The sequence below is a fragment of the Capsulimonas corticalis genome, assembly GCF_003574315.2.
GTDB lineage: Bacteria > Armatimonadota > Armatimonadia > Armatimonadales > Capsulimonadaceae > Capsulimonas > Capsulimonas corticalis.
In genome coordinates, this window is record NZ_AP025739.1 from 6453994 (window position 1) to 6465996 (window position 12003).

15 protein-coding genes are annotated in these 12003 nt (G+C 58.8%); 4 read left to right on the forward strand and 11 right to left on the reverse strand.

From position 1 onward, the window contains the following. Positions 1-63: 63 nt before the first annotated feature. On the forward strand, positions 64-1803 hold the full coding sequence (locus D5261_RS28000) for an FAD-dependent oxidoreductase (protein WP_119323179.1): 1740 nt from the start codon (positions 64-66) through the stop codon (positions 1801-1803). Between the two features lie 81 nt (positions 1804-1884). Here the strand turns inward: D5261_RS28000 and D5261_RS28005 are convergent, their stop codons facing one another. Then, positions 1885-2442 (reverse strand): Imm21 family immunity protein, encoded by a 558-nt coding sequence (locus D5261_RS28005; protein ID WP_119323178.1) that lies wholly within the window; start codon positions 2440-2442, stop codon positions 1885-1887. 248 nt (positions 2443-2690) lie between these two features. Here D5261_RS28005 and D5261_RS28010 point away from each other — a divergent pair, with 248 nt between their 5' ends. Continuing rightward, positions 2691-3428, forward strand: coding sequence for a LamG-like jellyroll fold domain-containing protein (locus D5261_RS28010; RefSeq protein WP_119323177.1), 738 nt, complete (start codon positions 2691-2693; stop codon positions 3426-3428). Positions 3429-3511: 83 nt separating this feature from the next. On the opposite strand, the gene D5261_RS28015 is transcribed toward D5261_RS28010, so the two are convergent. The 5 genes from D5261_RS28015 to D5261_RS28035 form a co-directional block, all read right to left on the reverse strand. Next, positions 3512-3817, reverse strand: coding sequence for a FlxA-like family protein (locus D5261_RS28015; protein WP_165864426.1), 306 nt, complete (start codon positions 3815-3817; stop codon positions 3512-3514). Positions 3818-3929: 112 nt separating this feature from the next. Then, complete coding sequence (locus D5261_RS28020; RefSeq protein ID WP_119323175.1) at positions 3930-5144, reverse strand: ABC transporter permease; 1215 nt, start codon at positions 5142-5144, stop codon at positions 3930-3932. Positions 5145-5393: 249 nt separating this feature from the next. Beyond that, positions 5394-6878: an efflux RND transporter periplasmic adaptor subunit gene (locus D5261_RS28025; protein WP_165864425.1), complete on the reverse strand. Its 1485-nt coding sequence runs from the start codon at positions 6876-6878 to the stop codon at positions 5394-5396. Between the two features lie 154 nt (positions 6879-7032). After that, positions 7033-7539, reverse strand: a complete 507-nt coding sequence (locus D5261_RS28030; protein ID WP_119323173.1) for a HEAT repeat domain-containing protein — start codon at positions 7537-7539, stop codon at positions 7033-7035. A 98-nt stretch (positions 7540-7637) separates the two neighbouring features. Then, the gene (locus D5261_RS28035; protein ID WP_119323172.1) at positions 7638-8054 is read right to left on the reverse strand and encodes a hypothetical protein; all 417 of its coding nucleotides are present in this window, start codon (positions 8052-8054) and stop codon (positions 7638-7640) included. A gap of 76 nt (positions 8055-8130) precedes the next feature. On the opposite strand from D5261_RS28035, the gene D5261_RS33580 reads away from it, so the two are divergent. Together D5261_RS33580 and D5261_RS28040 are read left to right on the forward strand one after the other, a co-directional pair. After that, positions 8131-8454 (forward strand): IS1/IS1595 family N-terminal zinc-binding domain-containing protein, encoded by a 324-nt coding sequence (locus tag D5261_RS33580; protein WP_119323171.1) that lies wholly within the window; start codon positions 8131-8133, stop codon positions 8452-8454. After that, positions 8444-8854 carry an IS1 family transposase gene (locus D5261_RS28040; protein WP_119323170.1) on the forward strand — a complete coding sequence of 137 codons (411 nt, stop codon included), beginning with the start codon at positions 8444-8446 and terminating at the stop codon, positions 8852-8854. The genes D5261_RS33580 and D5261_RS28040 overlap by 11 nt, the downstream gene beginning before the upstream one ends. Before the next feature lie 115 nt (positions 8855-8969). Here D5261_RS28040 and D5261_RS28045 read toward each other — a convergent pair whose 3' ends face one another. The 5 genes from D5261_RS28045 to D5261_RS28065 all read right to left on the reverse strand — a co-directional run bounded on the left by D5261_RS28045 (position 8970) and on the right by D5261_RS28065 (position 11964). Then, a complete protein-coding gene (locus tag D5261_RS28045) occupies positions 8970-9425 on the reverse strand; it encodes a hypothetical protein (RefSeq protein ID WP_119323169.1) in 456 nt (151 codons plus the stop codon). Beyond that, entirely contained in the window at positions 9418-9828 is a 411-nt protein-coding gene (locus D5261_RS28050; RefSeq protein WP_119323168.1) for a hypothetical protein, read from the reverse strand. Before D5261_RS28050 ends, D5261_RS28045 begins: the two co-directional genes overlap by 8 nt. A gap of 6 nt (positions 9829-9834) precedes the next feature. Continuing rightward, complete coding sequence (locus tag D5261_RS28055) at positions 9835-10254, reverse strand: tetratricopeptide repeat protein (protein ID WP_119323167.1); 420 nt, start codon at positions 10252-10254, stop codon at positions 9835-9837. A 33-nt stretch (positions 10255-10287) separates the two neighbouring features. Next, entirely contained in the window at positions 10288-10647 is a 360-nt protein-coding gene (locus tag D5261_RS28060) for a hypothetical protein (RefSeq protein WP_125206166.1), read from the reverse strand. A 261-nt stretch (positions 10648-10908) separates the two neighbouring features. Next, complete coding sequence (locus D5261_RS28065; protein ID WP_165864424.1) at positions 10909-11964, reverse strand: WD40 repeat domain-containing protein; 1056 nt, start codon at positions 11962-11964, stop codon at positions 10909-10911. Between the last annotated feature and the right edge of the window lie 39 nt (positions 11965-12003).

Sequence of the window (12003 nt, forward strand, 5' to 3'; positions counted from 1 at the left end):
AAACGTGCAAGTCGACTCTTTTGCTCTACCGTCACTCCAACTCAAAGAAAGAGCACTACTACCATGACCGACATTACCTACGACATCCTCATCGTCGGCGGCAGCCTCGGCGGCGTTGCCGCCGCGCTGAGCGCCGCAAGCCGGGGGCTGGGCGTCTGCCTCCTGGAGGCGACGAGCTGGCTTGGCGGCCAGTATACCGCTCAGGGCGTCACGAAGCCGGATGAGAATGAATTTATTGAGACCGTGGGGAGCACGCCGTCGTACCGGGCGTTCCGGCATGCGGTGCGCGCGTATTATCGCGGCAATGCGCGGCTGTCGGCGCGCGGGGCGGCGCAGCCGGAGTTTAATCCAGGCGGCGCATACCCCGGATTTACAATGGAGCCGCTCGTGGGAAATTTTGTGCTCGGGCAGCTTCTCAGCAACAATCCCAACATCCATGTCCGATTGAATACAACCATCACTGCGCTTGAGATGGACGGCGACGCCGTCGCCAGCGTGACCGCCAAGGATCCGAGCGGCGTGGAGACGCGATATCTGGCCGGATTCTATCTCGACGCCACCGATCTCGGCGATCTGCTTCCGCTCAGCGGTCAACAGGAGATCGACTGGACGATTGGGGCGGAAAGCAAGGCCGAGACCGGTGAGCCGGAAGCGCCGGATGTGGCGCATCCAGAGTGGATCCAATCCATCACCATGCCGTTTGCGATGGAGCATCGACCGCGCGGCGAGGATCACACGATCGATAAGCCGGAGGAATACGATAAGTTCAAGACGGAACAGGATTACACGATCGTCGACGGCTATATCAGCACGATGTTCGTCGCCGGCAAGGACTTCTGGTCGTATCGCAGCATCATTGACGCCGACAACTTCGCCGATCCCGGATACCCCTTTGACGTGACAATGGTCAACATGGTCGGCAACGATTATCAGGCGGCGACCATCCCCACGGGAGATCCGGCAAAGGACGCCGCCATTGTCGCCCGCGCCCGCCAGGCGTCCCTGGGTTATCTCTACTGGCTGCAAACCGAATGCCCGCGCGACGGGGAGCCAGGACGTTTCGGCTACCCCGAATTCAAACTGCGCGCCGATCTGTTCAATACATCCGACGGGACCTCCGCGCAGGCCTACATTCGCGAATCCCGGCGCATCAAAGCCCTCAAAACCGTCGTACAGCAAGAAGTCGACGCCCAGTACGCCGGCGGTCCGCGCGCCGCGCTTTTCAAAGATTCCTGCGGGGTCGGCTACTACGGCGGCATGGATGTCCACGCCTGCGCGGGCGTCGGCACGCCGGAGAAATTTCTGAAAGCCCTGCCCTATCAGATCCCCGTGAGCGCCCTCATTCCGCGACGGCTGACCAACCTTCTGCCCGCCTGTAAGAACATCGGCGTCACACACCTGACCAATGGCGCCTATCGCCTTCACCCGAGCGAATGGGCCATCGGCGAAGCCGCCGCCGCGCTGGCGGCCTTCTGTCTGCAAAACAGCATCGCGCCCGCCGCTGTCCCCGCCGATCCCGCCGCCCTCAAAGCATTCCAGCACGGCCTGCTGGGCGCCGGCGTTCCCCTCTTCTGGTGGACGGATATCACCGAAGACTCTCCCTACTTCGCCGCTGTCCACCTCCTGGGAATAAACGGTCTCGTCAGCGGTTACTCCGACATGAGCTACCGCCCGAACAACTTGCTCACGGATGAAGACCGTCAGGACCTCGACAACGCCGTCGGCCAGGCCCTCCCCTGGCCCGACGCGCCCATGACACGCGGTCAGGCCGCCCGCTGGCTCGTTCAGCAGCTCGGACTCTGACCGCCATCCGGCAAATGTCATGAGAGCGAGCAAGCAACAAACGACAGGAGCGCCGTCACATGCGACGGCGTCCCTGTCGTTTCATTTCGCCTCATCCTCCTGAATTACTACGACCTCATCCTCAAGCGACTCAGACTTGACGACGTACACATCACAGCGCTTGCGTCCCGGAGTGATCGGGATATCGAGGTACTCATAGTTGTATGTCGGCAGCGGACTATCCGCGCCCACTTGCAGCCGCATGACCGGGTCCATAACTTCCAGCGACAGCGAACGCTCGGGATTACCCGCATTCAGACGCTCCACAATCCTCGGAAGGACGTCCGCCAGGTCGGCCTCATCGTACCCCAAGGTCAAAACGATGGCGCCCGGGGGAAGCGACAGCGCTTCCGAGGCAAGACGAGTCGCCGTAAACTCACTGTCCCACAAGACCAGCATATCGCGGTCATAACGATGGACGACTGTGATCTCTCCCACGTCCGAGCAATCGCAGATGACATCATAGTCGGTTTCAACATCGCCTCCATTCATCAGGCTATTGTCGAAATCGTTCGCCCCTTGCCACTGCGCCGCCGCCGTCGATTGCAGCACGATCAAAGGGCCGCCATCGCCGCCCACGCACACATCCGTTACCGCCATACGCTCCCTCGCTCATCACGCCATAAAGTCCATGCGGTCACCCGAATCTTCTTCGGCGACTGGTTCACCGATCTCCACCGCGATTACGTCGATACTAACCTGATCTGATCTTCATCTTGTCAGTAGGCTTCAACTGATTGCGTGACAGTATTGACATCTTTACTATTTACCGTTAAAATGGGCGCGGGCGGGCGCCAGTCCCATTTTGGTGTTACCGTACTGCATCGTCGCGGATCAAGGAGAAGCAGATGATAGAAAAATCGACCCTCTCACGAGTTCAGAAACTTAGTTTTACTTTGACACTCGGCGTGCTGACGTACACTCCTCAGTCAGCGTTCGCGGTCACTCCAACCGCATCCCACGACTACGAGTTTCATGGCGAGGGATCTGGGGGCTCATTCGCCGACACTGCCTCGGCCCCGGCGATTACCGATAACGGCGTGGCCGTCGGAGGCGCGTATATCCCGCTGGAGAACAATATCCTCATCACGAACGGCGCCGTGGGCGCTGGCGGCAAGCTCCCTCAGGATGTCTTCGTCACCGGGTTCTACACCGGCAGCTTCTCTATCTCGGAAGTTTTCGCCTACCAGAACACTACAACCGCGTTCCAAACGCTGTTCTCGTTCTCGACGGACACCGCTCACTACTTGATCGCCCATCCGTTCCGAGGCGACACCGGAAAACTCAGCGTGGACTTCAACAATGGCGGCGGCGAAGTCAGTCTGCAAGCAAACGCGCCACTCTCGAACAACAATGTCCGCCTCACCGTAACCTATGACGCATCCACAACGCAGGCGACCCTTTATGTCAACGGCGTCCTGTCTGCACAGCACGCCGTCCCGGGCGGCTTTAATATCTCCGCAATCGCCGGACCGAACTACAGCGGCGTCGCCGGATTATCTCCTTATGGCGATCCGAGTCTGATCGGATACACCAACTCGTTCCGGATCTTCAACACCGCGCTTACGGCGAGCCAGATCCCCTAATCGCCAAACGCCAATTCGGATGCGCGTCTGCGGTTACTACAAATCGCGATGCGCATCCGAATTGGCGCGCCGCGCTGAACGCGTCAGGCGCGCGTATCCATTAAGACGCTGGACGAGAGGACGCTGCTCACCGGCGCGGATTGCGCCGGAGCGCTGGCGCCGCCGCTCGAACTGCTGGATTGCGTCTGCTGTTGAATCTGCGCCTCGATCTGCATCACCTGCATTTGCAGCGCGGCAATTTTCTGCGCCTTCGTTTTGGCGTCGTCCGCTTTATTGGCGTTCTCTTGCTCGATCAACTTCTCAAGCGCCTGTAGCTGCTTTTCAAGCTGGGCCGTACTGGTGCTGCTTCCTGTGGAAGAAGTTGTGGACGAAATGGATGATACTGTCATTGATGCTCTCCCTGCCCTGCCCGCCATGCGACCGACAGAGTTTATCGTTTCCAATATCGGTAGAATTACCAGGTTTCTTTAGGGCATGGGAGAGTTGGGGGAATAGGCAGTCCTACTCATACCGTAGCGCCGTAATCGGGTCCAGCCGCGATGCCCGCCACGCCGGATAAATCCCAAAGAACAACCCCACCGCCATCGCGAAGCCGAATCCCAGTCCCACGCCCCACAGAGGAATAAACGCGTGGATCACTTTTTGCGGCAGCGCGTTGATCACGCCGACGATCCCATAGCTCTGCGCGATGCCCAGAGCGCCGCCGAAGCCGGACACGACAACGGCTTCGACCACGAATTGCAGCAGGATCATATTGGGGGTCGCGCCCACGGCTTTTCGGATACCGATCTCGCGCGTGCGCTCGGTGACAGACACCAGCATGATGTTCATGATCCCGATGCCGCCGGTTAAGAGCGCCAGGCCGCCGATCCCGCCGAGGACCAATTGGAAGATCGCGATGAAGGTATCGAGCTGTTTGAGAAGACCTTGCTGGGTGTCGACCACGTAGTTCGTGATCGTGGTGGGGTGGCGCCGCTGGAGAACGCTCCACACTTCGTCGGCGGCGGCGTTCGTCTGCGTCACATCCAGGGATTTGGTGCTGAATCCGTTCAGCTTGTCGCTGCCCGTAAACCGCTTTTGCACGGAGCGCAGAGACAAAAACACACTGTTGTTCGGATCGGTGTCGAACGCCCGGTCCTTGTCGGCGAGCACCCCAACCACCGTCAGCGAGACCTTCGAGTCGCCCGCCATGCACACGATCTCGCGGCCGATCGGGTCCGCCGTCCCAAATAAATCCTCGCGTACCTTGCGGCCGATCACGCACGCCTTGCTCCACGTGTCGTCATCCACTGCCTGGATAAACCGCCCCCGCGCCACAGTGATATTGCTCACGGACTGATACGCCGCCAGCACTCCAATCAGCGTCAGCGACTTGGTGTGCGTCCCCGCGCTCGCCTGCACGCCCGTATTCGCCGTCGGACTCACCGGCCCGATCAGCGTACACTGCCTTGCAATCGCTGTCACGTCCGGCATCACCAAGCCATCGACGCCTCCGTGCGCCGCGCTTCCCGGCTTCGGATCGTAGAAGGCAAAGATCTGGTTGGACCCATTGCTCTCCAATTGCGCGATGAGCTTCTGACGCGCTCCCTGCACGATCGCGATCATCAAAATCACCGACGACACACCGATGATCACGCCCAGCATCGTCAGGATCGTCCGCAGCTTATTCGCCCACAACGCCTCCAGCGCCACGCGCAGAGACTCAAAAAACGCCATATGATAATCTCAGAAAACAACAGGCAGAAACCCGCGCAGGCGGGTTTATCACCGAAGGTGATTCTTCTCGTAGGCGCGGTTTCAACCGCCGGCGCTTTGTAGGCGTTCGCGGAATGAACGCCGGCGCTTTGTAGGCGCTCGCGGAATGAACGCCGGCGCTACTTCCAGCGTTCGTGGGATGCACGCCTGCGCTACTAACGGCGTCGCGCGAATGCTCCTTGGCGTTAGGCGCAGACGGGGGATAGGTTCCTATCCCCCGTCCGGACCGCCGCTGATATCAATCGTCCGGCGCTCCACGCTTGGAGCGGGGACGATCACTTTATCCCCTGCCCCAAGCCCCGTCTTCACCTCCACGCGCGTGTCGTCGCGCAGGCCCAGCGTCACCGTCCGATCCTCGGGCTTCCCCGCCGCGTTCAAAACCTGGACCTTGCCTGTGTTCCCCGTGAACGGCGTGACCTCCAGCGGGACCACGACCACATGTTTGCGCTGGTCACTCAGGATCGTGACGTTCGCGCTCATCCCAGGACGAATACGCGCGTCGTACTTTTGGAAGGCGATGCGGACACTGAACTTACTGATGCTGGTGGTCGCGGAGGCTGTAGACGTATCCGCGAAGGCGTTCGTGGAGGCCGGCGCGATCTCCGTCACCGTCCCCGCGAATGCGACTCCCGGCGCGGCGTCCACCGCGATCGTCACCGGCGCGCCGACACGGATCTTCGCGACATCCACCTCATTGATCCCGACCTGCACTTCCAGACGGCTCCCCAGTGTCGCCACAATGCTTTGCGCATCCGAAAACCCCGTCGTCGCGCTCTGCACGATCTCGCCCGGCTGCCGATACTTCTTCAGAACAATTCCTGAGACGGGAGCGGAGATCTTCGTATCCCCCACCTGGACTTCCAATTGCGAGAGGTTGCCGGCGATCTGCTGGACGTTCCCGCGCGCCTGATCGATATCGGATTTGCGGACTGCGTCCTGCAAGGCGTTCGCCCGCGCCGTCGCCAGCTGCACCTCGGCGGCGTGAACGCCCACCCGCGCATCGTTCACATCCTCCGCGCGTGGCCCCGCTTGCGTCAGCGACAGCGCCTCCTGCGCGGCCGCCACATTGCTGCGCGCCGTGTCCAGCGCCACCTGCGACGTATCCGCCTCGGACTGCGACACGAACCCCTTCACCACCAGCGCCTGCTTACGCGCCTGCGTGCGGACCGCGTCATCCAATGCGATCTGCGCCCGCGCCAGCGCCTGCTTCTGCTGGGCAACCTCCTGCGGGCGGGCTCCCGCCGCAACGCTCGCCAGGTGCGCCTTCGCGGTCGCCAATCCCGCCACCGCCTGCTCGATCGCCCACTTCGTCTGCGCCAACTGTAACTGGTATGACGATTCTGCCTGCGTCAGCCTCGCCTTCGCCTGGTCTAGCTGCGCCTGCGTCTGCTGGATCTGCGGGTCCAGCAGCGTCCGGTCCACCATGGCGATCAGCTGCCCGGCATGCACCGTCTGCCCCGCCTCGATCGGCATCACCAGAATGCGCCCCGCGACCTTGCTCCGCACGTCCACCTTGTCCACCGGCTGAACCGCTCCCACCTCCTGGACGGACACGGAAATATCCCCAAGAGCCGCCGGAACCGTTCGCGGCGGCGGAGCCGGCTTATGCAGATTATGACTTACTCGCGATCCCGCCGCCGCCACAGCCGCCAGCACGATCACCGCCCCAATCGCCGTCTTCACAGATTTCTTCATGTATCCCCGCTGACGCCCCACCACAGCCACAATCATTCGTCTCTCAGAGTGTGACATACGCAGACAAATAAAGTTGCACGCCAGGCAAAGAACCTTCCGTCGAAACGATAACGGAGCCGCCGAACGCCCCTTCGTTTCAGCCCGATTCCCAGCGTCAGCCCGCGCGCTGGATCATCTGAATGGACCGCGCGGCCTCCGACCGAATCTCCGCCGCCTCATCCCGCAGCGCCTCCTCCAGCACCGGCAGAGCGCGCTGGTCGCGAAGCACTCCTAGCTCACTCACCGCCCAGAGCCGCGCGCCGCGCTGGGGAAGCTTGGCGGCAATAATACAGGCCTCGGTCAAGAAATCCCAGTCCGGATTGACGATCGCTTCCAGGCGATGGCGCAGGCCGCGCATCATCTCGCCAGGATCGCCAAAACAGGCGCGCTCCAGCAGCAGCAGAACCGCAGGGCGCAGCCGCCGCTCGGCGGCGATATCCGCCAGCGCGACAAAAAGATCTGCATGATCGCGCCACGTCCGTTCATCGCTCCACGCCGGATCGCCCTCATCCGGCAGCACGGGCATTGCCGTCAAAACCGCAATCACGTCATCGTTCGACCAATCCCGACTCCGGTCCACAAGCTCCTGAATGTGATCCGCTGGCGTTTGTGTATCGTCCATGAGAAACCGCCTCCTACAACCTTAAAACGCTGGCTCGGCGCTTTCCATCGCCGACAAACACCAACAACGCCACAGCGAACGCGCATCGCTTGAATCCATCACTCGTCATGAGCCTTCGCCTCTTGGCGCGCCTTCCATCCGCGTATCCGCACTTTCTTCTTTGGGTAAAGCTCTGGCCAAGCCTCCCGAACCAGCGCCAAAACCTCACTCGTTTGCCCACCATGGGCGACACCGCCGGGGATATGAGAGAGTACAGATTGCCCGTCCGCAAAACAAGCCGCCAGCCAGATCTCTACATGCCCCGTCGTGCATTGTTTTTCCTCACGCTCCAGGTCCAATATTCCTGTCCGCGCGAGATTGCCCATGATCTCCCGAAACTCCGCTTCTTCGATCCGCTGATAAACGATCGGCTTCACCAAAAGCTTCTTTTTGATTTCCCGCTCCCCCAGACGCGCGCCCAGTCGATAACATTCCTCCGCCGTATCCTTCCAGACGATTTCGACTTCCTGTCCCACGGGATCCCAAAATTCACGGAAGTAGTAGAAATATTCGGTAGTGGTCTAGTTCTGTCTGATTGGGTAAGAAGTCTTTATGCTTACCCAAACTCTGCGCTGCACTCATTGCGGCAGCGATCATCTGGTCAGTAACGGTCATGCAAAGAATGGCAAGCTTCGCTTTCAATGCCTGGACTGCAAAAAGTATGGGCGCGAAAATCCAGGATCCAATGCCTACAGCGAAGAAGAGAAAGCCACCATCTTAGCCGCTTACCATGAGCGCACCTCGATCCGAGGGCTCAGGCGCATCTTCGGAGTGAGCCGCGCGACTGTGTCGGATTGGTTAAAAAAAAGCCAACCTGCTCCCTCCCTTGGAGCAGACACTCCTCACAGCACAGCCGCAAGAGCCGATGGAACTTGATGAAATCTGGTCGTTCGTGTTGCGCCGTAAGAGTAAACGGTGGGTTTGGCTGGCGATGTGTCGCCGCACTCGCCAAATCGTAGCCTATGCTATCGGCGATCGTGGCCGAAAGACTTGCCGTATTCTGCGGGAGCGTATTCCCGAGGCGTACAAGACAAGCTTAATGTTCACGGACTTCTGGGACGCCTACCAAACCGTTCTGCCTGACGAGCAGCATGTTATCACAGACAAGGGCGATGGTGAAACCAATCACATCGAACGGTTCAATAATGTGCTGCGCCAGCGGCTGGCTCGGTTCGTGCGGCGAACCCTGTCGTTCTCCAAAATCGACACGATGCATGACAATTGCCTGAGGCTGTTTTTGCACGAGTACAATCTGCTCATCAAGAATAGCACATGAAATCAGACTATACTAGGCCACTACCAAATATTCTATCTCATTGGTTATGAGCGACGCGAACGGCCAAGCAAGGTCTAACCGGGTATCCACTGCCACAATCTCCTCAGAAACGCCTCTAAACTTCGGCGCTCGTCGCGCCGGAAGCAAGCAAAAGCCATTCCAGCGCGCCCCACGGGAAAGGCCAATCCGAGACTTCAATCTGGATATTGATCGTGTCTGCATCAATCACCGACGCATCCCACCAACGCCAGCTTCGATCCTCATCCTCGGGACGAAACCAGTACACCCATCCATCCACCGACCATGCGTCCATCATCTCCGGCGTGTGAGCCTGCTCAGACACACACTGCGACACAAACCACGACGGCAATATCGTCAGCCATTCTTCATCCGTTGGCCATCCCGCGTCATGGCCCATCACAATCCGCAGCGTCTCCCGAACCTTCTCCAAAACCTCGTGCGCATTCCCTGGACACGCCACGATCACTGTGACCAAGCCGAACTCGCCCGGCGTCTCGTCAGGCAGCCGAATGCTATCGAGCCTTACTCGTTCGAGCTTTGCGCTAATCATCGCGGCTTCTCCCGAAATTCGGCGGTCTCACGAACAGCCTCGGATGGTAGTGCTCTTCCACATACCGAGCGATCGCAAAGCGCTCCTCCAGCGTTATCTCCACGCGAAAATCCACCCACATTTCGGTCGTTTCGAACAGCTCGCTCGCCTCCACGGAGTCGTCAATAAACTGGCGTATCGTGACATCCCGTTGTTTTGTTGGATCAAGCTTCAGAGGCCGGAATTCATTCTTCGCTGCCGGAAAACTCGTTTTGAGACGCGCCTGACCAAGCAGCCAGCCCGCGAGTTCGGAGCAGATCAAATGCGCCGTCTTACGACCATACTTCTGGATAATTGCCATCAGCAATGGGGATGTTTGGTGATTTTCTTCATAATCAACAATATCTCGGATGAGTGCGTGCATGATCGCCTACGGGATGTTCATGTACCGACGAAGAAACTCGATGTATTTCACCGGCTCCGAATCAAAAATCTCCGGCCCGCCGCCCATGTAAGCGCGCGCCAGTTCGTCCTTGGCGCGCGATTCATTTCCGAGTTCCAACTGCGCCTCACGCAGCCGCAGATGGATGAACGGATTCCCGAGTCCTCCAGGGCAGGTGATTGCATCCGTAAAGGCTTCCCGAGCGCGCTCATAATTTTGCATTTGATAGTAAGAATCGCCAATCGCCGACAAGATCCACGTCGTCTCTTCCCATGCCTCCGCAGGCTGCGGAACGGCCTGGATCGCTTTTATATATTGTACGAGCGCCCCATGAAAATCGTTCTGATCGAACAGAACATTCCCCTGCTCGCAAATTAATCCGATACTCGTTTTCCAATCGTTATTCATGTCGATTGCAGCTCCAATCCTCGCAGCCGCGCTCTACTTTAAAAACTGCGCAAAATTCGTCTGCACGATCATGTCCGCGAAATCGTCGGCGGTCAGCGTCACCGCGCGTTCTTTCGCGACGACTTGATTACGCTCCCACATCCCCTGGATAGAGCCATCAAGTGACTCGCCCAGACGCAGCGTCGTCCGGATCGTCGTGCGCCAGTCGGGACCACCGCCATAAACTTTCTGCACGATCTCCCGCATCGCCTCCTGCTTCTCCAGACACAGTTCTCCGATGCAGTCCAGCACATAGGCGTGCAGCAGCATCAACAGCGGCGCCTGTGCGCCAGCGGTTGCCGTCGGCGCCGAAGGGGATTTCTTGCGAGAAAACAAAGAAGACAACAATGACATGGGAGGCTCCAATCAATACGGTATTTCGTCTACGATATCACAATTCCTACTTGCGCGTCTCTTCCGGGCGTGGTTCAAATTTCAGGCAGGCAGACATATATTACCATTAGCAAGCCATAGGCTTGGCTTATCTCGCCTCAACGGAGATGAATATTGACATCTTCGGCTGAAAGTTCTGCTCGTGAAGCGCCAAGATCCCGAAAAATGGCAACACCAAAGGCGTAAACGATCAATTTTTGGCGTTTGAATGGATTTCTATGCTTACCTACCTGAACTTTGAATTGCACTCGACTCTTCCCCAGCCGGCGTCAGCCGCCACAATCGCACGCTTCCGTCCTGCGATGCCGCCGCCAGCAGCCTCCCGTGCGGGGAAATCGACAGGGCATTGATTTGCGCGTCACTATTCGTCTTGATCGTCGTCACCAAATGGCGGGTTTTGACGAGCCAGAGCTTGATCAGCGCATGGTTGTTTTTATCGAGATCATCGGACGCAAGGTATTCGCCGAGCGGCGAAAAGGCGACGGCGTGGGCATCGCTCTGAAGCGGCAGTCGATACTTCCGCTTGCCGATTGTGTCAAGCAATCCGATAAAATCTCCCGCTACCGCAAGAAGTCTCCCCATGGGCGCAAACGCGACTTGGACCGGAGCGCCCTCGGAGACAGGAAATAGATCGGCCATTGTCCGCCGCGCCGTCAAATCTCGTATTTTGATTTGGGATGTATCTCCATCCCAATCTCCACCCCCTCCGGCAACAACGCCGCCGTCCGGTGAAAAGCTCAGTGATGTCACACTGTCCGCGTTTTCAAACGTGGTGATCAGCCGATACGCACCGGTCTTCATATCCCAAATGATAATCTGCGGAGGCTGCTGCCGTTCGACATCCCCAGTTCCCAGGGCGACGCTGCCCCCATTCGGCGCAATGGCGAAGCAGATGATCGTAAGATGCTTCGGATTGGGCGCGCTCTTTAGCACCCCATGCGTTTTGACATCCCAGATCCGCAGCGTCCGTGGGGTATCCGAATCATCAAGGCTCAAAATACGCGAGCCGTCACCCAGAAACGCGACCTGAGTAAATCCATAGCGTTTCTCAATCCGCCACACCAATTTCCTCGACACGAGATTCCAAAGCGCCATGCCGCCTGCGCCATCATCTCCATACGCCGCCACGAGCAGTTTCCCATCCGGCGAAAACGCGAGTGAAGAAACACCCTGAGGATGATGCATCGTCCAGACCAGATACTGTCCCGCCGGAGACTGCGCTCCCGAAGCGATCGGACACGCAAGACCCCACGCCAACAACACGATCGCCAATTTCATTCGCACGGCTCCTCCCAACATCACTCATTCTTGTTCAAC

Coding starts and splice junctions, on each gene's coding strand:
- D5261_RS28000 (WP_119323179.1), top strand. CDS start 64: ATGACCGACATTACCTACGACATCCTCATCGTCGGCGGCAGCCTCGGC.
- D5261_RS28005 (WP_119323178.1), bottom strand. CDS start 2,442: ATGGCGGTAACGGATGTGTGCGTGGGCGGCGATGGCGGCCCTTTGATC.
- D5261_RS28010 (WP_119323177.1), top strand. CDS start 2,691: ATGATAGAAAAATCGACCCTCTCACGAGTTCAGAAACTTAGTTTTACT.
- D5261_RS28015 (WP_165864426.1), bottom strand. CDS start 3,817: ATGACAGTATCATCCATTTCGTCCACAACTTCTTCCACAGGAAGCAGC.
- D5261_RS28020 (WP_119323175.1), bottom strand. CDS start 5,144: ATGGCGTTTTTTGAGTCTCTGCGCGTGGCGCTGGAGGCGTTGTGGGCG.
- D5261_RS28025 (WP_165864425.1), bottom strand. CDS start 6,878: ATGAAGAAATCTGTGAAGACGGCGATTGGGGCGGTGATCGTGCTGGCG.
- D5261_RS28030 (WP_119323173.1), bottom strand. CDS start 7,539: ATGGACGATACACAAACGCCAGCGGATCACATTCAGGAGCTTGTGGAC.
- D5261_RS33580 (WP_119323171.1), top strand. CDS start 8,131: ATGCTTACCCAAACTCTGCGCTGCACTCATTGCGGCAGCGATCATCTG.
- D5261_RS28040 (WP_119323170.1), top strand. CDS start 8,444: ATGGAACTTGATGAAATCTGGTCGTTCGTGTTGCGCCGTAAGAGTAAA.
- D5261_RS28045 (WP_119323169.1), bottom strand. CDS start 9,425: ATGATTAGCGCAAAGCTCGAACGAGTAAGGCTCGATAGCATTCGGCTG.
- D5261_RS28050 (WP_119323168.1), bottom strand. CDS start 9,828: ATGCACGCACTCATCCGAGATATTGTTGATTATGAAGAAAATCACCAA.
- D5261_RS28055 (WP_119323167.1), bottom strand. CDS start 10,254: ATGAATAACGATTGGAAAACGAGTATCGGATTAATTTGCGAGCAGGGG.
- D5261_RS28060 (WP_125206166.1), bottom strand. CDS start 10,647: ATGTCATTGTTGTCTTCTTTGTTTTCTCGCAAGAAATCCCCTTCGGCG.
- D5261_RS28065 (WP_165864424.1), bottom strand. CDS start 11,964: ATGAAATTGGCGATCGTGTTGTTGGCGTGGGGTCTTGCGTGTCCGATC.